15 protein-coding genes and 1 pseudogene are annotated in these 20127 nt (G+C 62.2%); 4 read left to right on the forward strand and 12 right to left on the reverse strand.

What is annotated here, in order from left to right; translation table 11 throughout:
* Window positions 1-509, forward strand: a pseudogene (locus tag VFL62_RS07310) (alkene reductase); the annotation flags it as partial.
* Window positions 510-547: 38 nt separating this feature from the next.
* Here VFL62_RS07310 and VFL62_RS07315 read toward each other — a convergent pair.
* From VFL62_RS07315 to VFL62_RS07365, 11 genes are all read right to left on the reverse strand, one after another.
* The gene (locus VFL62_RS07315) at window positions 548-982 is read right to left on the reverse strand and encodes an acyl-CoA thioesterase (RefSeq protein WP_325171699.1); all 435 of its coding nucleotides are present in this window, start codon (window positions 980-982) and stop codon (window positions 548-550) included.
* 18 nt (window positions 983-1000) lie between these two features.
* Window positions 1001-3097 (reverse strand): 3-hydroxyacyl-CoA dehydrogenase NAD-binding domain-containing protein, encoded by a 2097-nt coding sequence (locus tag VFL62_RS07320; RefSeq protein WP_325171700.1) that lies wholly within the window; start codon window positions 3095-3097, stop codon window positions 1001-1003.
* A gap of 10 nt (window positions 3098-3107) precedes the next feature.
* Window positions 3108-4391, reverse strand: a complete 1284-nt coding sequence (locus VFL62_RS07325) for an acetyl-CoA C-acetyltransferase (protein ID WP_325171701.1) — start codon at window positions 4389-4391, stop codon at window positions 3108-3110.
* Window positions 4391-6658, reverse strand: a complete 2268-nt coding sequence (locus tag VFL62_RS07330; RefSeq protein ID WP_325171702.1) for an acyl-CoA dehydrogenase — start codon at window positions 6656-6658, stop codon at window positions 4391-4393. The genes VFL62_RS07325 and VFL62_RS07330 overlap by 1 nt, the downstream gene beginning before the upstream one ends.
* A gap of 348 nt (window positions 6659-7006) precedes the next feature.
* Window positions 7007-7630, reverse strand: a complete 624-nt coding sequence (locus tag VFL62_RS07335) for a flavin reductase family protein (protein ID WP_325171703.1) — start codon at window positions 7628-7630, stop codon at window positions 7007-7009.
* A gap of 89 nt (window positions 7631-7719) precedes the next feature.
* The gene (locus VFL62_RS07340) at window positions 7720-8325 is read right to left on the reverse strand and encodes a TetR/AcrR family transcriptional regulator (RefSeq protein WP_325171704.1); all 606 of its coding nucleotides are present in this window, start codon (window positions 8323-8325) and stop codon (window positions 7720-7722) included.
* 73 nt (window positions 8326-8398) lie between these two features.
* Entirely contained in the window at window positions 8399-11539 is a 3141-nt protein-coding gene (locus VFL62_RS07345) for an efflux RND transporter permease subunit (protein ID WP_325171705.1), read from the reverse strand.
* A gap of 129 nt (window positions 11540-11668) precedes the next feature.
* On the reverse strand, window positions 11669-12775 hold the full coding sequence (locus VFL62_RS07350; RefSeq protein WP_325171706.1) for an efflux RND transporter periplasmic adaptor subunit: 1107 nt from the start codon (window positions 12773-12775) through the stop codon (window positions 11669-11671).
* Window positions 12776-12917: 142 nt separating this feature from the next.
* Window positions 12918-14249 carry an MFS transporter gene (locus VFL62_RS07355; protein WP_325171707.1) on the reverse strand — a complete coding sequence of 444 codons (1332 nt, stop codon included), beginning with the start codon at window positions 14247-14249 and terminating at the stop codon, window positions 12918-12920.
* A gap of 99 nt (window positions 14250-14348) precedes the next feature.
* Entirely contained in the window at window positions 14349-15515 is a 1167-nt protein-coding gene (locus VFL62_RS07360; RefSeq protein ID WP_414644637.1) for a winged helix-turn-helix domain-containing protein, read from the reverse strand.
* Between the two features lie 61 nt (window positions 15516-15576).
* A complete protein-coding gene (locus tag VFL62_RS07365; protein WP_325171708.1) occupies window positions 15577-15831 on the reverse strand; it encodes a hypothetical protein in 255 nt (84 codons plus the stop codon).
* A gap of 513 nt (window positions 15832-16344) precedes the next feature.
* Here VFL62_RS07365 and VFL62_RS07370 point away from each other — a divergent pair.
* From VFL62_RS07370 to VFL62_RS07380, 3 genes are all read left to right on the forward strand, one after another.
* Window positions 16345-17061, forward strand: a complete 717-nt coding sequence (locus tag VFL62_RS07370) for a FecR family protein (RefSeq protein ID WP_325171709.1) — start codon at window positions 16345-16347, stop codon at window positions 17059-17061.
* Window positions 17062-17063: 2 nt separating this feature from the next.
* A complete protein-coding gene (locus VFL62_RS07375; protein WP_325171710.1) occupies window positions 17064-18104 on the forward strand; it encodes a hypothetical protein in 1041 nt (346 codons plus the stop codon).
* Window positions 18105-18240: 136 nt separating this feature from the next.
* On the forward strand, window positions 18241-18879 hold the full coding sequence (locus VFL62_RS07380; RefSeq protein WP_325171711.1) for an OmpA family protein: 639 nt from the start codon (window positions 18241-18243) through the stop codon (window positions 18877-18879).
* A 113-nt stretch (window positions 18880-18992) separates the two neighbouring features.
* Here VFL62_RS07380 and VFL62_RS07385 read toward each other — a convergent pair whose 3' ends face one another.
* Window positions 18993-20030, reverse strand: coding sequence for an alpha/beta hydrolase (locus tag VFL62_RS07385; protein ID WP_325171712.1), 1038 nt, complete (start codon window positions 20028-20030; stop codon window positions 18993-18995).
* Window positions 20031-20127: the final 97 nt, after the last annotated feature.

Consider the following 20127-nt stretch of genomic DNA (forward strand, 5'->3'; position numbering starts at 1 on the left):
CCTATGGCGGCTCCATCGAGAACCGCGCCAAGTTGATGCTGGAAGTGTCCAAGGCGGTGGTCGCCGAGGTCGGCGCCGAGCGCACCGGCATCCGCATCTCGCCGGTGACGCCGGCCAACGATGTTTCCGATTCCAATCCGCAGCCGCTGTTCGACCACATCGTCGATCACCTCAACGCGCTGAAGCTGGTCTATATCCACGTTATCGAAGGCGCGACCGGCGGCCCGCGCGACATTGCACCGTTCGACTATCGCTCGCTGCGCAACCGCTTCAAGGGCGCCTACATCGCCAACAACGGCTATGACTTCGAACTTGCGAGCAAGGTGCTGGCGGCCAACGAAGCCGACATGATCGCGTTCGGGAAGCTGTTCATTTCCAATCCTGATCTCGTCGAGCGCTTCAAGCGCGGCGCACCGCTCAACGCATTCGACAAGGCCACATTCTATGGCGGCGGCGCCAAGGGATATACGGACTATCCCACGCTCGAAGCCGCTGATGCCGCGGAGTAGGGTCGCCAGAATCCCGGCCGCGCGAAACCGCGGCCGGTTCAAGCCGGAATCGGCGGATCTCCACGCTGCACGGCTTGCGGATGGCCTTCCTCGTCGATCGCGACATAGGTGAAATTGCCATCGGTCACCAGAATCGACTGCATTTCCTTGCGCCGAAGCACCCAGGCTTCGAGGTGCACCGTGATCGAGGTCTTGCCGATCCGGACGAGATTGGCGTGAACGGAGACGAGATCGCCGACGTAGACCGGTTTGCGGAAATTCATCGCCTCGATGGCGACCGTGACGGTGCGCGATTTCGCGATCTTGGACGCGAACACGCCGCCGCCGACGTCCATCTGGCTGAGCAGCCAGCCGCCGAAGATGTCGCCGTTCTGGTTGGTATCGGCCGGCATGGCCAGCGTGCGGATGCAGAGATCGCCGCATGGCTCGGTCTCGGCGATGGGCGGGGCGTGAACGGCTTGGGAATCGGTCATGTCAGAAATGGCTCATGATTATTTGAAACTCTCCCAGCCCGCATCCGGCGTGAACCGCCCGCCGAATTTTGCAACCAGTGTTCGCAAGGTCGATGCCACGTTTTCCGCGCCGCGCGTGCGCGCATAATTCAGCGGGCCGCCGCGGAACGGCGCATAACCGGTGCCGAAGATCATGGCGCCATCGACCATGTCGGGATCGTCGACAATGCCTTCGCGCAGGCAGGCGACGCAAACATTCGACATCGGCAGGATCAGCCGGTCGATCATTTCCGCATCGGGTCCGGTAACGCCTGACGACGCGCGCGCCTTGTCGGCCTTGCCGTCTTTCCAGACATAGAAGCCCTTGCCGGTCTTGCGGCCAAGTTCACCCTTGGTGACTTTGTCGCGCAGCCATGCCGGTGTCGGCGGCAACAGGTCGCCGAATTTCGATCGCAGCATGTCGCCGACCGCAAGGCAGATATCGAGCCCGACCTGATCGGCCAACTCAATGGGTCCCATCGGCATGCCGAACTTTTCCGCCGCGGAATCGATGACCGCCTTGTCGACCTTCTCGTCGAGCAGCACCATCGCTTCCAGCATGTAGGGCGTCAGCGCGCGGTTGACGACAAAGCCTGGCGAGCTCTTGACCGGCAGCGGCAGGCGATCGATCGCGCCGACAAAGGCCAGCGCCCGCTTCAGCAGTTCAGGATCGGTGCCGTCGTGACTGACGACTTCGACCAGTTGCAGACGCGAGACCGGATTGAAGAAATGCAGGCCAAGCAGCCGCTCCGGCTTTGCCAACGTCGTGCGTAGATCCTGCAAGGGAATGCTCGACGTATTGGTGGCGAGGATAGCGCCCGGCTTCATGCGCGGCTCAAGACCGGCGTAGACCTTCTGTTTCAGCTCCAGTTTTTCCGGTACCGCCTCGATGATGAGGTCGGCGGTGCGAACGCCCTCCCCGTCTATGTCCGGGACCAGTCGGTCGAGCGCATCGCGTACTTGCGTGCGCTTGCGGATGATCTTGCCGAACAGATCGGCCGCGCGCTTCATCGCTCCGGCGATCGGCTCCGGCTTCATGTCGGCGAGCGTAGCTGTAAGCCCTTGATTGGCGCACCAGGCGGCGATGTCACCGCCCATGGCGCCGGCGCCGATCACGTGCACATGCGCGATCTTGTTGCCGAAGCCGGCAAGCTTCTTCATCGCATCGCGCAGGAAGAAAACCCGGATCAGGTTTTGCGCAGTCGGCGTCACCATCAGATGCGCGAACGAACTCTTTTCAGCCGCCAGCATCGCGGTCTTGTCACCGCCATGCTTTTCCCAAAGATCGATCAGGCCATAGGGCGCGGGATAGTGTTCGGCCGGCGCCGCCTTCGCCGCCTCAGCCCGCATGCGCGAGGCGAGAAAGCCGCGCACGGGACCCATATTCAACACTGTATTGAGAAGACCCGGCCTGGCGCGCTTGAGCCGGCCAAACACCGCATCTTTCACCGCGTTGCGGACGTGCCGCTCTTCGGTCACCGCGTCGACGAGGCCGAGCGATTTCGCCCGGCGCGCATCGATGGTTCTTCCGGTGAGCATCAGCGTCATCGCCTGCATCGGATTGATGAGCTGAGTGAAACGCGCGGTGCCGCCGAGGCCCGGATGCAGTCCCAACATCACTTCCGGAAAACCAAAGCGCGCATCCGAAATGGCGATGCGTGCCTGACAGGCGAGCGCGACTTCCAGTCCGCCACCGAGGCAGAAGCCGTGGATCACGGCCACCGTCGGAAATTTCACCGCCTCCAGCCGGTCGACCGCCGCATGGGCGCGCGCAATCTGCGCCTCGACCGCGGCCGCATCGGTCGCGCCGCGGAATTCGTTGACATCGGCGCCGGCGATGAAGCCGGAGCTCTTGGCGGAGCGAATGACAAGTCCGGCTGGCCGTTCGCTTTCGAGCGCGGCCAGCACCGCGTCGAACTCGGTCAGCACATCGGCCGACAGCGTATTGGCGCTGACGCCCTCACGATCGAACAACAGCCAGGCAACGCCATCGGCATCGCGCGTCAGTTTGAAATGGCGGTACGGGCCGCCTGCGGCCGGCCTCGGCCCGAGTTCCAGCACGCGATCGGCGAGCACGTCGAGGATTTGGCTTTCCATGACGCTCCCCTCACACCGTCTCGATCAACATGGCACCGCCGAGCCCGCCGCCGATACATTCGGTGGCGATGCCGCGCTTGGTGCCGAGGCGCTTCATCGCATTGACGAGGTGAAGCACGATACGGTTGCCGCTGGTGCCGACGGGGTGGCCAAGGCTGATGGCGCCGCCGTCGACATTCAGCCGCGCCCGGTCGATCTGCCCTGCGGCACCGTCGAGTCCCAGGACCTCACGGCAGAACTTGTCGTCATTCCAGGCCGCAAGGCACCCCAGCACCTGCGTCGCAAATGCTTCGTTCAGTTCCCAGGTCTCGATGTCGCGGAGCGCGAGTTTGTTGCGCTTCAACAGCTCGGTCGCCGACATCACCGGACCCAGCCCCATGATCGAGGGATCGAGCGCCGCCCAGTGGCTGTCGACGATCACGGCTTTCGGCGTGAGGCCGTGCTTTTGCATGGCCTCCTCGGACGCCAGAATGACCCACGAGGCGCCATCAGTGATCTGCGAGGAGTTACCCGCCGTGACCTGGCCCCATGGCCTCTCGAATACCGGCTTGAGCGTGGCGAGCTTTTCAGGCGTTGAATCCGGCCGCACGCCGTCATCGTGATCGTAGAACTTGCCGTCGCGCGCGAAGGCGGTTTCGACCTCGCCCTTGAGGAAACCGCTTTCCTGCGCATGCGCCAGCCTCCTGTGGCTTTCGGCGGCATAAGCGTCAGACTGCTCGCGCGTGATGCCGAAGAGGTGGCCAACGACTTCCGCGGTCTGGCCCATGTTCAGTTCGGTGATCGGATCGGTCAGGCCGCGCTCAAGGCCGATGACCGGCTTGAAATAGGAGGGGCGCGTCTTTGCCAGCGCCGCGAGCTTTGCCAGGATTCCCTTGGCGGTCGCGAGCCCCGCGAACCAGCGCACGCCGGCTTGCGGCCACACCAGCGGTGCGTAGCTAAGCGCTTCGGTGCCACCCGCCAGGATCATCTCGGAGACGCCTTCGCGGATGTAGCGATAGGCCGTGTCGATCGATTGCATGCCACTGCCGCAATTGATCTGGACGGTAAAGGCGACCATGCGCTCGCCCAAACCAAGCCGAAGGGCGGCAACCCGCGCCGGGTTCATCTCATCGGCAATGACGTTGACGCATCCGAGAATGACCTGATCGAAGGCGTCGGGGGCAAAAGGCTGCCGCGCCAGCAGCGGCCGGCCGCATTGAACGGCGAGATCGACCGGCGTGAAAGGTCCGGGGCCGGTGCGTGCTTTCAGGAACGGCGTGCGACTGCCGTCGACAATAAAGACCGGACGCGACATCAGCTAGCCGCCCTCTGCTCGCCGAGCTCCTGGAAGAACTGGTGCACGTTCGGCTTCTTGTAGATCGGCGACAGCGCTTCCGGCGCGAAGTCATCGACGTCGATCACCTTTGCGACCGCCTCACGTGCGCTCTTGATCTGCTCGCCCTCGGCTTGCGTAATCACGCCGCGCTTCACCGCCTCCTCCCAGTCGTGCAGGTGCGCCGCGCGCATGCGCTTGGAAATTTCCTCACTGCCGGCGACGAGCAGGAATGCTTTTTCCAGGCGCGCCAGCCCGCCGTCATCGTCGACATGCGCCAGATCCGGCGTCAGCCGGTCGCGTACCACGGACGGCTCCAGCACGAGCTGGGCGCATTCGTGCACCACGCGGTCGGAAGGCCCGAGCACGCGCGCGCCGAAGGGCTGTACGACGAACTTCAGAATCGCCGCGACAAACCGGTTCGGCAGGCTTGCCAGGATTTCGGCAAAGCGGTTCTCGATGGTGCGGAAGCCGCTTGCCATGCACCACTCAAGCGCGGCGAAATCGGCGGCCTGACGGCCCTCATCTTCCCAGCGCTTGAGCGCGGCCGAAAGCAGATAAAGCTCGGAGAGAATATCGCCAAAGCGCGCCGAGAGCATCTCCTTGCGCTTGAGCGCACCGCCGAGCGTCAACAGCGCCATGTCGGCGCAGAGCGCAAAGGCCGACGAGTATCGTGACAGCTGACGATAGAAGCCGGTGGCTTGTCCGGCATCGGGCGCCGGCGCGAACAGGCCGCCGGTCCAGCTGCGGCCGAGCGCACGGAACAGCGTCACGACGCTGTGCCCAACATGCTTCCAGAATGCGTCGTCAAAGGCATCCAAGCCCCTGGCGCGGTCCGGCTCGCCGAGCGCGTTCATCTCCTTGAGGAGATAAGGATGGGCGCGGATCGCGCCCTGCCCGAACACGATCAGGTTACGGGTGAGGATATTGGCGCCTTCCACCGTGATGCCGACCGGCACCGACCGATAGAGATTACCGATATAATTCTGCGGCCCGTCGATCACCGCCTTGCCGCCGTGAATATCCATCGCGTCGTCGATCGCGATCCGCATGCGCTCGGTCGCCTGCAGCTTCATGATGCCGGAAATCACCGCCGGATGATGGCCATCGTTCAGCGCCGCGCAGGTGAGCCGGCGCGCCGCATCGAGCAGATAGGCCGTGCCGGCGATCCGCGCCAGCGGCTCCTCGATGCCCTCGAACTTGCTGATGGAAATTCCGAACTGCTCGCGGATGCGCGCATAGGCGCCGGTGGTGCGCGCCGCATAGGCCGCGCCGGCCGCCGACAGCGACGGCAGCGAGATGCCGCGTCCGGCGGCAAGCGCCGTCATCAGCATCTTCCAGCCCTGACCGACGCGCTCCTTGCCGCCGATGATGTAGTCGAGCGGGATGAAGACGTCCTTGCCCCAGTTCGGGCCATTCTGGAACACTTGCATCGCCGGCAAATGCCTGTGTCCGATCGAGACGCCGGCAAGCTCGGTCGGGATCAACGCGACCGTGATGCCGAGATCCGTCTCGCTGCCTACGAGATGGTCGGGATCGTAGGCCTTGAAGGCCAAGCCCAGCAAGGTCGCGACCGGGCCGAGCGTGATGTAGCGCTTGTGCCAGTTCAGACGAAGGCCGAGAACTTCCTCGCCTTCGAAGCTGCCCTTGCAGATCACGCCGCTATCGATCATCGAGGCGGCATCCGAGCCGGCCTCGGGGCTGGTCAGACCGAAACAGGGAATGTCGCGGCCATCGGCCAGCCGCGGCAGCCAACGCTCCTGCTGCTCCCTTGTGCCGAAGCGCATCAGGAGTTCACCCGGCCCGAGCGAATTCGGCACCATCACGGTGACGGCGGCCACAAGCGAACGCGATGACAGCTTGCGCACGACTTCCGAATGCGCATATGGCGAAAAGCCGAGCCCTCCATGTTCTTTCGGAATGATCATGCCGAAGAACTTGTTGCGCTTGATGAAGTCCCAGACCTCCGGCGGCAGGTCGCGCCATTCCCAATTGATCTTCCAGTCGTCGAGCATCTTGCAGAGTTCGTCGACCGGACCATGAAGGAAGGCTTCCTCCTCGGCCGTCAGCTTCGCCGGCGGCTGCTTCAGCAGTTTCGACCAGTCGGGATTGCCGGTAAAAAGGTCCGCATCCCACCAGACATCGCCCGCCTCGAGCGCCTCGCGCTCGGTGTCCGACATCGACGGCAACACCCCGCGGGCCCAGGCAAAGATCGGCTTAGTGATGAAATCGCGGCGGAAGGAGCTCATGGGATGTCCTTATAATCGGCGGCGCGGGCGTCAATTCTAACGTATGAAACCGGATTCGGGTGAACAGTTCGCCCGGAAAAAGGGACAAATTGATGTGGTGCCAGCACCGCCGATCTGAAGTCCTTGCAGCACAAGCGGGCGATTTTTCAGGGACTTCAGATCGATAAAACGGTACTTGAATCACTAAGTTTACCAGTGCTCTTGACGTTGCGAAGTTCGTTAAAGTCCGTGCTGCGATGGAGCACGAACTTCGGCACGTGAGCACTAGCCCGGAACGATTGTTTAAGCTCCCGGCCGCAAATCCCCGTTTTTACTGGGCTTTGGCCACTACAACGGGTGACGGAGGTCTCAATCCGGCCGCGGCATTTCGAACATCGCGTCCTCGCGAATCTCGAAATAATCGCCCCTGCGCCCTGCGCGCACGATGGGATGCGCGAGCGCAGTTTGGTAGACGCCGTCGCGGATCATCGCCTTGTCGATGTGGACGGCGACGACCTCGCCGAGCGTGAGCCAGGCGTCAGTCAGCTTGCCGTCCGCCCGCTGCAATTGAACAATCTGGGTCAGCTTGCATTCGAACGAGACCGGGCTTTCCGCAACGCGGGGCACGCTGACAATTTTGCAAGGTGCGGGCGTCAGCCCCGCGATTGTGAACTCGTTAACGTCCTGGGCGACATGGGCGGCGGTGGCGTTCATCTGCTTCGCGAGGTCCATGGTCGCGAGATTCCACACGAACTCGCCGGTGTCGCGGATGTTGTTCAAGCTGTCCTTCCGGGACGTCGAGGAAAAGCCGATGATCGGCGGCACGTAGCAAAAGCCGTTGAAGAAGCTGTAGGGCGCCAGGTTGACGTTGCCCTTGGCGTCACGCGATGAAATCCAGCCGATCGGACGCGGCGCAATGATGGCGTTGAACGGATCGTGCTTGAGGCCGTGGCCGGTTTTCGGCTCGTAGTAATGCAGGTCTTTTTCTATCACGTTGCGATATTCCCGTCAGATATCGTCGTTCCGGGCTCGATGCTTCGCATCGCCCCTGAACGACATATATCGGCTAAATCTGCGGATGGCTAATTTCGCTTGCGGGCCGCAAGCCCAACCAGCAGGAAATCGATAATCTGCTCGATCGACGGATGCGGCTTCTTCTGGGCCTGCGCGATCATCTGCGGGTGGAAATAGGCTACCATCGCATGGCAGGTGCACATCGCCGCTTCGGCTATGTCGGTCGCCTCGAACTCGCCGGAAGCCACGCCTTGCGCGATCACCGCGCCGATCGTCTCGGTAATTCCCTGGATGTGAGCGACACAGACGTCCCAGCTTTCCTCCATCGCGATCTCAACCATCTCATGCAGCTTGGAGTCGCCGACATAGCGCTCCGAATTCATGCGATGGATCGTGGTCAGAAGCTCTCGCAGGCGTGCGGTTGCGGGACCGGGCCGCGCCACGATCGCGTGAGCCGCCTGCTCCACTTCGCCCATCAGGATGCGGGCAACGCCCTCATGGATCGCCTTCTTCGAATCGAAGAAGCGATACACATTGGCCGGGCTCATATGCAGCGCCTTGGCGATATCGCCCACAGTGGTCTTCTGGTAACCGAGCTCGCGGAACAGGCGCTCCGCCACCACAAGAATGCGCTCGCGGGTGTCCGTCTCGGTATGTTCGGAAATCAGCGTCATATCCCTACTCAGTCCAGCCTACTCGATTCGAGTAGGCTCCTTTTGCAAACGTCCATGCGGGGCCGATGTTCAATCACTCAGCGGCCTCAGCTATTGGAAATGCGGGGTGACCAGTGTCCTGGCGCTGTGGCGCAAGGCCAACATGAACACTTCCGCCGCTTTCTTCAAGGCTTTTGCGGAACCAGAGCGCATACAGGCCCGGCAAATACAGCAGGGTCAGGAAGGTCGCCACGAACAGACCGCCCATGATGGTGATCGCCATCGGCCCCCAGAACGCCGAGCGTGACAATGGAATCATCGCCAGGATCGCGGCCAGCGCCGTTAGCACCACCGGCCGGGCGCGCCGGACGGTGGCTTCCACAATCGCCTCGCGCCGGGTCAGGCCGTGGGCGACGTCGGTCTCGATCTGGTCCACCAGGATCACGGTGTTGCGCATGATCATGCCGGCGAGCGCAATCAGACCGAGCAGCGCCACGAAGCCGAAAGGCTGGTTGGCAACGTTGAGCCCCAGCGAGGCGCCGACGATGCCGAGCGGTGCGGTCAGGAACACCAGGAAAAGCCGCGAGAAGCTCTGCAACTGGATCATCAGCAGCGTCAGCATCACGATGACCATCAGCGGAAACAGCACGAAGATCGAGGCGTTGCCCTTGGCGGATTCTTCGAATGCGCCGCCCGGCTCGATACGGTAGGCCGGCTCGAGATGGTCGCGGATCTCCTGAAGCTGCGGCCAGATCTGGTTGGTGACGTCAGGCGCCTGGACGCCATCGACGACGTCGCCGCGCACCGTGATCGCCATGTCGCGGTTGCGCCGCCAGATGATCGGCTCCTCGTGGGAGTATTCGATCTTGGCGATTTGCGTCAGCGGCACCGCCACGCCGTTGCGAGACGTCACGGTGAGATCGCCGACATGGCCGAGATCGAGGCGTTCGGACGGCACCGCGCGGGCCACCACATCGACCTTCTCGATGCCGTCGCGCACGGTCGTCACCGGCACGCCAGAGATCAGCATCGCCAGCGCCTGCGAGACGTCCTGCGGGGTCAAGCCGAGCGCGCGGGCCCGATCCTGATCGACCACGAGCTTCAGATAAGGCGACTGCTCGTTCCAGTCGAGTTGCGCGTCCTTGATGTTCTTGTTCTGCCCGACGACGTCGCGCACTTTGTAAGCGATGTCGCGTACCACCTGCGGATCGGGGCCGATCACGCGGAACTGGACCGGGAAGCCGACCGGCGGGCCGAAATTGAAGCGATCGACGCGCACTCGCGCTTCGGACAGATCGCCCTCTTCCACCGCCTGCTCGATCTTGGCCTTGATCCGCTCGCGCGCCTCGACGCCTTTGGCGACGATCACGATCTCGGCAAACGCCTCGTTCGGAAGCTGCGGATTGAGGCCGAGCCAGAAGCGCGGCGAACCCTGCCCGACATAGGACGTATAGGTCGCAATGTCCTTGTCGCCCTTGAGCAGCTGTTCCGCCTTCTTCACCGATTTTTCCGTGACGTTGAACGCGGTGCCTTCCGGCAGCCGCAGCTGCAGGAACAGTTCCGGACGTTCGGAGAGCGGGAAGAACTGCTGCTGGACATGACCGAAAGCGACGATCGAGAGCACGAAGACGCCGACGGTTGCGGCCACGGTCTTGAGGCGGTGATTGACGCACCACTGGATGACGCTGCGCAAGCCGCGATACATCCGGGTTTCATAGATCGCGTGCGGGTCATGGCTCTGATGAAGCTTGATGTCCGGCAGCAGCTTGACCCCGATATAGGGCGTGAAGATCACCGCGACGAACCAGGACGCGACCAGCGCAATCGCCACGATCCAGAAAATGCCGCCGGCATATTCGCCGACCGCCGAGTTGGCAAAGCCGATCGGCAGAAAGCCGGCCGCGGTGACCAGCGTGCCGGTCAGCATCGGAAACGCGGTGGATTCCCAGGCAAAGGATGCCGCCTTGATGCGGTCCCAGCCCTGCTCCATCTTCACCACCATCATTTCGACCGCAATGATGGCATCGTCGACCAGAAGGCCGAGCGCGATGATCAGGGCGCCGAGGGTAATGCGGTGCAAATCGAGCGACATCGCATCCATCACGATGAACACGATGGCGAGCACCAGCGGCACCGAGAGTGCCACCACGATGCCAGTGCGCCAGCCGAGGGCGAGGAAAGAGACGAACAGCACGATCGCGAGTGCTTCGATAAAGGAATGCACGAACTCGCTGACCGCGTGTTCGACCACTTCCGGCTGATCGGCGATGCGGTCGACGTTGATGCCTTGCGGCACCGCTTTCATGAATTCGTTGGTCGCGGCCGTCACTTCCTTGCCAAGCTCGAGAATGTTGGCGCCCTTGGCGGTAACGACGCCGATGCCAATCGCGGGCTTGCCTTCCTGACGCACGACGAAGCTCGGCGGATCGACGAAGCCGTGCGAGACGGTCGCGATATCGCCAAGGCGAAACACCCGCCCGTTGCTTTCGACCGGCGTCTCCGCCACGGCCTTGACGCCGTCGAGCGCGCCGGTGACGCGCAGCGGCACGCGCTGCGACGTGGTCTCGACCGTGCCGGCCGGCACGACATTGTTCTGCTTGGCGAGCGAATCGAACAGCGCCTGCGGCGTGATGCCAAGCGTGGCGAGCTTCGCATGCGAGAACTCGACGTAGATCTTTTCGTCCTGCGTGCCGTAGATATCGACCTTGGTCACGCCGTCGACCTTGAGCAGGCGCTGGCGCAGGCCTTCGGCCGCCTTCTTGAGCTGCGCGTAGTTCGCCCCGTCGCTGGTCATCATGTAGAGGATCGAGTCGACGTCGGAAAACTCGTCGTTGACGACCGGTCCGAGCAGGCCGCTCGGCAGTTGGCCCTGGACGTCGACGAGCTTCTTGCGCAGGAGATAAAACAGATACGGCACCTCTTTCGGCGGTGTGGAGTCCTTGAACGTCACCTGCATCGCCGTAAACGCCGGCTTCGAATAGGTCTGCACCTTTTCGAAGTAAGGCAATTCCTGCAATTTCTTCTCGATGGGATCGGCGACCTGCGACTGCATCTCGGCCGCGGTGGCGCCCGGCCAGATCGCCGAAACGTTGACCACCTTCACCGTGAAGAACGGGTCCTCGGCCCGGCCGAGCTTCTGATAGGAAAAGAAGCCGGCGACGCCGAGGGCGACGATCAGGAACAACACCAGCGCGGGATGGCTGACCGCCCAGGCCGACAGGTTGAAGCGCTTCATCGGACTCTCCCAGTGAACTTGTCTTCGTCATTCCGGGATGGTCCGCAGGACCAGACCCGGAATCTCGAGATTCTCAGGAGCGCAATTGCGCTCCGTAGTTCGCTTCCCGCCTCGGAATGAGGCGAAAAATCAGAACGACAACGACGATACGACCCGGACCTTCTGGCTCGGATCGAGCTTCTGCACGCCAAGCACGACGATCTTGGCGCCCTCCTCGACACCGCTTGCGATGACGACGCAATTGCTGTCGTAGGATTTGACGGTGACGGGCCTCAAGGAGATCGCGCCATTGTCATCGACAACGTAGAGCGAGGGATCGCCGCCCTGGCTGTAAAGCGCCGACAGCGGCAACCGCGCCACGCGCTCGCTTTTCGGATCGGACAGCGTCAGCGTTGCGGTCATGCCGAGCGAGACGTTGTCGCCGGCGTCGGGCAATGAAAACTTGGCGAGGTAGGTTCGCGTCGCGGGATCGGCTGACGGCGCGACCTCGCGCAGCTTTGCGGCATATTTCTTCTCGGCGTCCGACCACAGGGTGACCGTGGCAACGCCCGACTTGGCACGATTGAGAAGCGTCTCGGGGATCGCGACGACGGCTTCCTTCTCGCCAAGCCGGGCGACACGGATCGAAGCCTGGCCCGCGGCAACCACCTGGCCGGGCTCGATCATGGTCGCAGTGACAACACCTCGGGTGTCCGCCACCAGCGTTGCGTAGGAAAGCGAGTTCTTGGTCAACTCGACCGATCGCTCGGCGCGGTTGAGCCGCGCCCGCGCCTCGTCGGCTGCCGCCTTGGCCGAATCGAGCTGCGCGTCGGTGGCCCAGCCCTTGGCGCGGAGATCCCGGGCGCGCTGCTCGGCGGCGCCGGCCTGGGCCAGCACGCCGGTGGCGGCACTGAATTCGGCTTCGGCCTGCTCGGCCTGCAGCTTCAGATCGACCTCATCTAGCGTGGCGAGCGGCTGGCCGACATCGACCGTCTGGCCAACATCGACCAGCCGCTTCGCCACTTTCCCCGCAACGCGGAAGCCCATGTCGGTCTCGATCCGGGGCCTGATCGTTCCGACAAAGCTGCGTTCGGGGGATTGGGGTTCGTAATGGGCGGTTGCGACCAGAACCGGCCGCGAATCCGCAGGCTTTTCGGCGACCTTGTCATTACAGCCGCCCAAGGCGACCGCGATCGTGGCCAGCGACGCTCCGACTAAGAGCCTGGAATAGCTCGAAAAAATCCAACGAACCAACATCAGAACGCTCCTCTTGGCTCCAGCCGTATGAGGAGTGTCGATTATTGAATGATAAATGTCAATATTCGTCAGTAATCATGAAATCGTGATCGGGGACTGGCCGAGACACGGCCAGCCGCAAAAAGACAGGGTTGAAAACAGCCTAGGACGCCTTTCCTGAGCTGGCGAATTCGGCCTTGCTCTCGTGGCCGCCCAGAAACACCAGGAGGCCTCCGATCAACGGCAGGACCGCAAGCACGAGCAGTCCCGTCGAAGTGTTGCCGGTGGCTTCCTTGACCCAGCCGATCAAATAAGGCCCACCGAAACCGGCGAGGTTGCCGATCGAATTGATCAGCGCGATCGCGCCCGCCGCCGCGGTGCCGGAGAGCCAGGCGGTCGGCAGCGTCCAGAACACCCCGAAGATGCAGAACACGCCGATCGCGGCGACCGTCAGCACCACCATGGTCATGGTCGGGTCACTGATGTAGCTGGAGATGCCAAGCGCCAGTGCCGTGACAAAGAACGGCGCCCCGACATGCATCACGCGCTCGCGTGTCGCATCCGAATGCCGCGCCCACAGGATCATCGCAATGGTGCCGAACAGATACGGGATCGCGGTGACGAAGCCGGTTTGCGCATTGGTCAGACCGAATGCCTTCACGATCTGCGGCAGCCAGAATTGCATGCCATAGAGCGCGCCGACAAAGCCGAAATAGATCAGGCTGAGCGTGATGACCTTCGGGGACGATAGAGCCTCTCCCAATGTCAGATGTCTCACAGCCTGCTTGGCGGCGATTTCGGCGTTGAGCTTGGCGGCAAGCCAGGACTTCTGCTCTGCGCTCAGCCAGTCGGCATGTTCCGGCCTGTCCGTGAGGTAGAACCAGGTGACGATACCAAGCAGGACGGACGGCACGCCTTCGATGATGAACAGCCATTGCCAGCCTTTCAGGCCCATCGCGCCATCGAGGCCGAGCAGCAATCCCGACACCGGCGCGCCGATCACGGTGGAGACGGGAACAGCGATGGCAAAGGCGGCGAGAAAGCGCGCACGCCACTCCGCCGGATACCAATAAGTGAGATAGAGAATGATGCCGGGGAAGAACCCGGCCTCGGCGAGGCCGAGCAGGAAGCGCAGGATGTAGAAGCTCCACTCGCCGCTGACAGTTGCCATCAATGCCGAGATGATGCCCCAGGTCACCATGATGCGGGCGATCCAGCGGCTCGCGCCGAATTTTTCCAGCGCCAGATTGCTCGGCACCTCGAAGATGAAATAGCCGATAAAGAAGATGCCGGCGCCCCATGCGAAGATGATGGGCGAGAATTTCAACTCGGCATTCATGGTCAGGGCGGCGAAACCGAGATTGACGCGGTCGAGGTAGGAAAAGAAATAGGCCAGCACCAGAAACGGAATCAGCCGCCAGGAGATCGTGCGGATCGTCGATCGTTCGAGTTCGCTTGTGGCCGTGCCAATGACAGGTTGCGATGCGGCAGCCATGGATAGTCTCCCCCAAATTATTGTTCTGTGCGCTCAGGCCCAAGCCGTTCATAGCACCTGCGCGGCCGGCAAGGAATGGCCGCGCAGGATAGCCACGCCTCACTCGCCGAGCTGAAAACGTTCGAAGCGGTGCAGCTCGTCCTCGATCTTCCGTTTCAATTCCTTGCGCGGCCCCTTGGCGTCGCGGCCGACCCAATTCCACTTCTGAAGCAATAGCTTTCCGTTCTGGCGATCGGTTTTGAGATCGAGCGCGGCGACGATTGTGTCGCCGACCAGAACCGGCAGCGCGAAATAGCCGAAGCGCCGCTTCTCCTTCGGCAAATAGGCCTCGAAAAAATGCTCATAACCGAAGAGCAGGTGCGTCCGCTTGCGCTGGATGATCAGAGGGTCGAACGGGGACAGAATATGCACGCGCTCGTCGTTGCCGCTCACGGCAGCCTCGATGGTCGCAGGCTCCGCCCAATGCTCCTGCTTGCCGGCGCCTTCGAGCGCGACAGGAACCAGTTCCTTGCGGCGAACACGGGCTTCGATCAGTCGCCGCACCGACTTCTTGCTGGGTGCGTCGAGATGGCAGATCGAATCCAGGCTGACCACGCCCTGCGCGCGGAGTCCGCGGTCGAGCAGATACCCGGTAATTTCTCGCACGGACGCTGCGTTCGGCAATCTCTCCCAGCCAAAATGCCGATCCATCAAATCGTAGGTCTTGAGCATGCCGTTCCGTTCGGAAACGGTGACCCGGCCTTCATAGAAAGCCAGTTGCAACGCGCGCTTCGATGGCTTGCGGCTGGCCCAGGCGTGCACTTTCTCCACCAGCACATCGTCCTCGATGTCGCGAATGGTCAGGGCGCCGTCCGTCTTGAGAAGCCGCATCACCTTGCGCAGGTCGGCCGGCTTTACCTCCTTGAACCATCTGTGCCCCTCCCGCCGATGCTGTTTCATCGCCGGAACGAAGAACCGGAAATTTTTCGCCGGCACGTAGGCCAGCGCATGGGTCCAGTATTCGAAAACGCTTTTGTCGACGCTTTGGGCATGCCGCAGGTCGGACCGGCGATAGGCGGGAATCCGGTTCCAAAGAATGTGATGATGGCAGCGCTCGATCACATGGATCGTATCGATCTGCACATAGCCGAGATGCTCGACCACGGCGGCGGTGGCCGACGGGCCTTCGCCGAACGGGGCTTCGGAATCAAGACGCTGCGCGCGCAACCAGATCGCTCGCGCGGTGGCTTTGCTCAGCGCTATGGGCTTGTCGGCGGGCATCGCCATTCAATCTAACGGGATTCGTCGGCCCGAGGCAGAGGCGTTTCGCGCCGAATGCTCGGGCGAGTCAGGGCTTGGCGCGATCGCCGATGCTGCCGGTTGTCGTCTCCGCCTCGCAGCTAGCCTTGCCGCGCTCCGGCGCCTTGCAGCGGTAAACGCTGCCGGTGAGACGATCGATCAGCCACACATTGTCCTCAAGTCCGCTTTCCATGCCGATGAAGCGCGTCCCGACGGCTGTCACCAGTGTGGAAAGCAGGATTGCGGTAGCAATGATGGCCGAACCGATCAGAACGGCTGCCGAGGTTCCCGTATGCCCAGGCATGGTCGGGCGATACCCCTGATATTCGTTTGGCTTCTTTTGGGTCGGAAACGGAGACAACGGCACTCACATTCGTAACAGTTACCAGTGCGGCGGATCGGATCCGCATCGTCGTCCCCGCGAACTCGTCATGCCGAGTTCCGAGCTGAAGCCACACTTGATCGCTAACTTTGCTGGCGGGCTTTCGATCCCGAAGTTGGAACATCCCTGCGAAGAATGCGACCAGCATCGGAATCGGGACACCAGTGCGCCGGCTTTAAAAACCCATCTGGCCAATTTTTTGTTCGTACCTCGGCAAACACGAGACGGCTTTGCGATCCGCAGGCCGACTCTGTCGAGTTCGCATAAGTCCAAATATTTTTCGCCAGAGTCCAAGCATTTTTTTGGTCGCTGAATTTGAACGTAAGGCGGCTTGGTCTCACTAATCGTCTGTGTCGTGGCACGTCGCATGTGGCAGATTTGCCACATGCGACGTGCCACAGGCGGGGACGACAAAAAGGGGGCAGATACCAACAGATGAATTGGCGCCAGCGTGTTTTCCTCATTTCGTTCCTTTTGCCCTGTGCTGGACTATCCCTTAATCCGGCCCATGCGCAGACCCGCGTGGGCGAGGCCGTGCTGGTGCAAAACCAGGTCGCCCGTGTTGCGGGCTCGCTGACCATGCCGATCTCGGTCGGCGACGGCCTTCTGCGTGACGAGACCGTGCGTACCGGCGCCGAGAGCGCGGCAAGGCTCGTGATGGCCGACAGCACCAATCTTTCGATCGGCCCTAACGCCTCGATCACGCTCGACCGCACGGTCTTCAACGACGAGCATTCCTATCGCGAGATCGCTATCAAGCTCGCGACCGGTGCGTTTCGTTTCGTGACGGGACATTCCGAAAAGGCCGCCTATACAATCAGGACACCGGTCGCGAGTATTGGCGTCCGCGGCACTGTTCTCGATATCCTGTCGCAACAGGGCAAGACCACCGTGGTGTTGCAGGACGGCGCCTCGCGCGTCTGCGCCATCGGCGGCGCCTGCACCGAGCTGACAAATCCGGGCGACACCGCCATCATCACGCTGACCGGCGGCGGCAACAAGCCAACGATCAAGAAGACCGGTTCATCGCCCTGGAGCTTCGCCGCCAACTGCGCGGCATCGCCGGGGCTTTGTAGCGTGACGCAATTTGCCGACGCCGGTCCGCAGGTGCCCGCCGCGCCCGTTGATACCGCCGCGCTGTGTGGACGCTGACGATGGCCGCACCCTCACGCAAATTCGATGCCAGGATTTTCCTTGTCGCGGTTCTTTCCGGCGTTTCCCTCCAGGCGCTGACGCTTCCGGCAGCGGCACAGACCACGGCGTCTTGCAACTTCGAAGGACCCTGCCCGCCCCCGGTAACGGATTCGGGTTCCAGCGCCGGCTCGATCAAAGGGGTTGTCGACCAGCGCTTCAACCAGCTCATCACCAACCGCGTGCTCGGCACGGTGCTGCTCGGCGTTAACGAGCAGATCAATTGCAGCGATTGCATAAGCGCGTTCGGTTCCGCGGGGTCCTTTTCGGCCGGCATTCACGGCCGCAAGGAAATCACGTCCAACCTGTCGCTGCTGGCTGGCATCGCCTACACCCAATACAGCGAAAACGGATATAAAGTGACTGATGCGCCGATCGGCGCACTCGCCCTGCGCTACGATTTCACCGATTGGGGGTCCTCGCGGCCGTTCTTCGATATCGGCACCATCCTGACGCCGTTCGAAAAGGTGAGCTACAGCCGCGGCTATACGACCAATTACGGCAACGTTGCGCTGCAAAGCTCGACCAACGCCAGCGAATATGGCGTGTATGGAAGGGCTGGCTGGATCTCCAGAATGTCTCCGCGCGACGAACTCGCAGTCTCCGTCGAGATCTGGCAGTTGTGGCAAACCGTGAGCGGTTACAGCGATCCAAACGCTCCCTTCAATCCATTCAATGCGACGGTCGCAACGGGAACCGATCGCACCAATCTGGCGAAAGTCGGCGCACAATGGACCCATCTCTTCGGCGACAGCATCGAAGGCAATGTCAATGGCGGCTTTGTGCAGTCGTTCGCCAACCATTCCGGCCTCATCGCCACCGTGACGGGCGACGGCCTGGTGGCGCCGACGATCGGAAACCAGAGCTGGTTTGAGTATGGCGGCCGCGTTGGATTTCGCATCACCAAGGGCTGGGTCGCCGACCTCTTTGTGAACGGCACGTTGGGGCCGCAACCGGTCGGCAACACCATCCACGGCGGCGTCGGGCTGCGCGTGAACTTCTGAATTCGCGGGCCTTTGTCGCATCGAGACGCCATCGACGACCTCAAGCCTCGCCACCCGATCGAAATCACGCTCTCGGAATTGAACCTCTCGCGCCGCCGGAACATCCAATCAGGCACAATCAGCGAGGACCAAGACCATGAGCGGCTTTCCCGGAGTGTTCCGCACTGTAACGATCCTGCTTGGCGCCGGCCTTCTGGTGACAGCCGGAACGGCCCACGCGGCCGAAGCCGACGTTTCGGCCGACCAGATCGTCAACGCCCTGCAGCCGAAAGCGCTGACCCGCGGCCTGTCGGCCGAGCGGCCCGACCCTGCGGTCCAGAGCCGGGAAGACGGCTTCGTCAACAGCGTTCGCAATCGAAAGACCCGCTCGCTTTCGCTCGGTGAGCGCGACCAGATTGCCGAATTGACGGCCGCCAGGCCGAAGATCGATCTCGATATCCAGTTTGAATACAACTCAGCCAGGATCAGTCGGGCGTCGTTGCCGGCCGTGCAGGAGCTCGGCAAGGCGCTTTCCGATCCGACGCTCAAGGGCGCGAGCTTCGTGGTTGCCGGCTACACCGACGCCGTCGGAAGCGAGGCTTTCAATCAGGACCTTTCCGAGCGACGTGCCGATACGATCAAGCAATATCTCAGCACCAAGTTCGGCATCGCGGGCAGCGATCTCGTCACGGTCGGCTACGGCAAGACCAGGCTGAAAGATCCGAACGCGCCGAGGGCCGCCGTCAATCGTCGTGTGCAGGTCGTCAATCTCTCGAGCCAAACGGCTTCCAAATAAGTGACGCTTCCCCGCACCGAGATCAGGCCGCCTGATCTGATCGCCGAACACCAAGAAAGAAAAATGGCCGGGCAAAGCCCGGCCATCAGTCAAAACATTCGATCGTCTTGTTGTTATGTTGCGATCGGCGTCGGCATGTCGAGGAACGCGCGGGTCGCGTGCCAGAACAATTGCCGGTTGGTGGCCAGCACGACCGAATGTGCCGTGCCGGGAAGAATCACGAACTGACGGTCGCCGCTCGGCAGCTGGTTGAAGAAGTCCTGGAGGTCGGCAACTGTGGCGATGCCGTCATACTCGCCGCGGATCAGAAGCGTCGGCGCCATCACCTTCTTCGGATCGACCACCGGCAGATTGGCGGTCATGTCGAGATAGGTACCGGTCGGAATCTGATCGCCGAACTGCATCTCCACGTCCGCCAGGACCTCGACCGCGGCCTGATCACTGGTGCCTGGCTTGTCGCGGGTGGCGATCGAGCGGATCATGTCGCGATCGCGCTTGCGCATATTGTGGGTGCGGTAATAGTCCAGTTGCTCGGCTCGCTTGGTCAGCGTCGGCGAATCCGTACCCTTGTAGGTGAAGGCGGCAAGCACCAGCCGATCGACGCGCTCGGGCGCCATCATGGCGAACATGCCGGCACGCAGCGCACCCGAGGACTCACCGATGAAGTGATACTTCTGCCGGCCGGTTTCCTTGGCAATCACCTCGACGGCCGCCTTCAGGTCTTCCGCGCCGCTCTTGATATCGGAATTGCCGGAGGTACGGCCGGACTTGCCGTAGTTCTCGTGATCCATGGTCCAGACGTCGAAGCCATAGCGGGCGAAGGTATTCAGCGCCGAATATTCACCCTTGCCGGGGACGTTGAGATCGTAGCAGCGCGACGTCACCGACGAACCGTGCACGAAGAACACGACCGGCTTCGAGGGCTCGCCGGCTTTCGGCGCGCCGACCCGCTTGCGAAACATCCACAACGGCACGTCGCCCTTCTTCGCCCAATATTCGCTGCTCCAGATATCGCTCCCTTCGGCGGCCGCGCTCGCGCTTGGCGCGGGCAGCGTGGCAGAGAGGCCTCCTGCGACAAGGCCAAGACCGGCGCCCTTCATCAGGGTGCGGCGTCCGAGCTGACGATCGACCGGCGTATTGGATTGCGTCACGGTTTCCTCTCCGAAGTTCTTGTCTTTGAATTTGTTTCTTTGAATTTGTCGTCGAAGGAAATTTTGCGATTTTCATCTAATGAAATCGCATGCTTAT

Origin of the sequence: Bradyrhizobium sp., assembly GCF_035701725.1 — a bacterium.
Classification (GTDB): Bacteria; Pseudomonadota; Alphaproteobacteria; order Rhizobiales; family Xanthobacteraceae; genus Bradyrhizobium.

Excerpts from the sequence above, each read along its gene's own strand:
- VFL62_RS07315 (WP_325171699.1), bottom strand. The coding sequence starts at position 982 with ATGACCGATTCCCAAGCCGTTCACGCCCCGCCCATCGCCGAGACCGAG.
- VFL62_RS07320 (WP_325171700.1), bottom strand. The coding sequence starts at position 3,097 with ATGGAAAGCCAAATCCTCGACGTGCTCGCCGATCGCGTGCTGGAACTC.
- VFL62_RS07325 (WP_325171701.1), bottom strand. The coding sequence starts at position 4,391 with ATGTCGCGTCCGGTCTTTATTGTCGACGGCAGTCGCACGCCGTTCCTG.
- VFL62_RS07330 (WP_325171702.1), bottom strand. The coding sequence starts at position 6,658 with ATGAGCTCCTTCCGCCGCGATTTCATCACTAAGCCGATCTTTGCCTGG.
- VFL62_RS07340 (WP_325171704.1), bottom strand. The coding sequence starts at position 8,325 with ATGACGCTGATTTCCGAACATACCGAGACGGACACCCGCGAGCGCATT.
- VFL62_RS07345 (WP_325171705.1), bottom strand. The coding sequence starts at position 11,539 with ATGAAGCGCTTCAACCTGTCGGCCTGGGCGGTCAGCCATCCCGCGCTG.
- VFL62_RS07350 (WP_325171706.1), bottom strand. The coding sequence starts at position 12,775 with ATGTTGGTTCGTTGGATTTTTTCGAGCTATTCCAGGCTCTTAGTCGGA.
- VFL62_RS07355 (WP_325171707.1), bottom strand. The coding sequence starts at position 14,249 with ATGGCTGCCGCATCGCAACCTGTCATTGGCACGGCCACAAGCGAACTC.
- VFL62_RS07360 (WP_414644637.1), bottom strand. The coding sequence starts at position 15,515 with ATGGCGATGCCCGCCGACAAGCCCATAGCGCTGAGCAAAGCCACCGCG.
- VFL62_RS07365 (WP_325171708.1), bottom strand. The coding sequence starts at position 15,831 with ATGCCTGGGCATACGGGAACCTCGGCAGCCGTTCTGATCGGTTCGGCC.
- VFL62_RS07370 (WP_325171709.1), top strand. The coding sequence starts at position 16,345 with ATGAATTGGCGCCAGCGTGTTTTCCTCATTTCGTTCCTTTTGCCCTGT.
- VFL62_RS07375 (WP_325171710.1), top strand. The coding sequence starts at position 17,064 with ATGGCCGCACCCTCACGCAAATTCGATGCCAGGATTTTCCTTGTCGCG.
- VFL62_RS07380 (WP_325171711.1), top strand. The coding sequence starts at position 18,241 with ATGAGCGGCTTTCCCGGAGTGTTCCGCACTGTAACGATCCTGCTTGGC.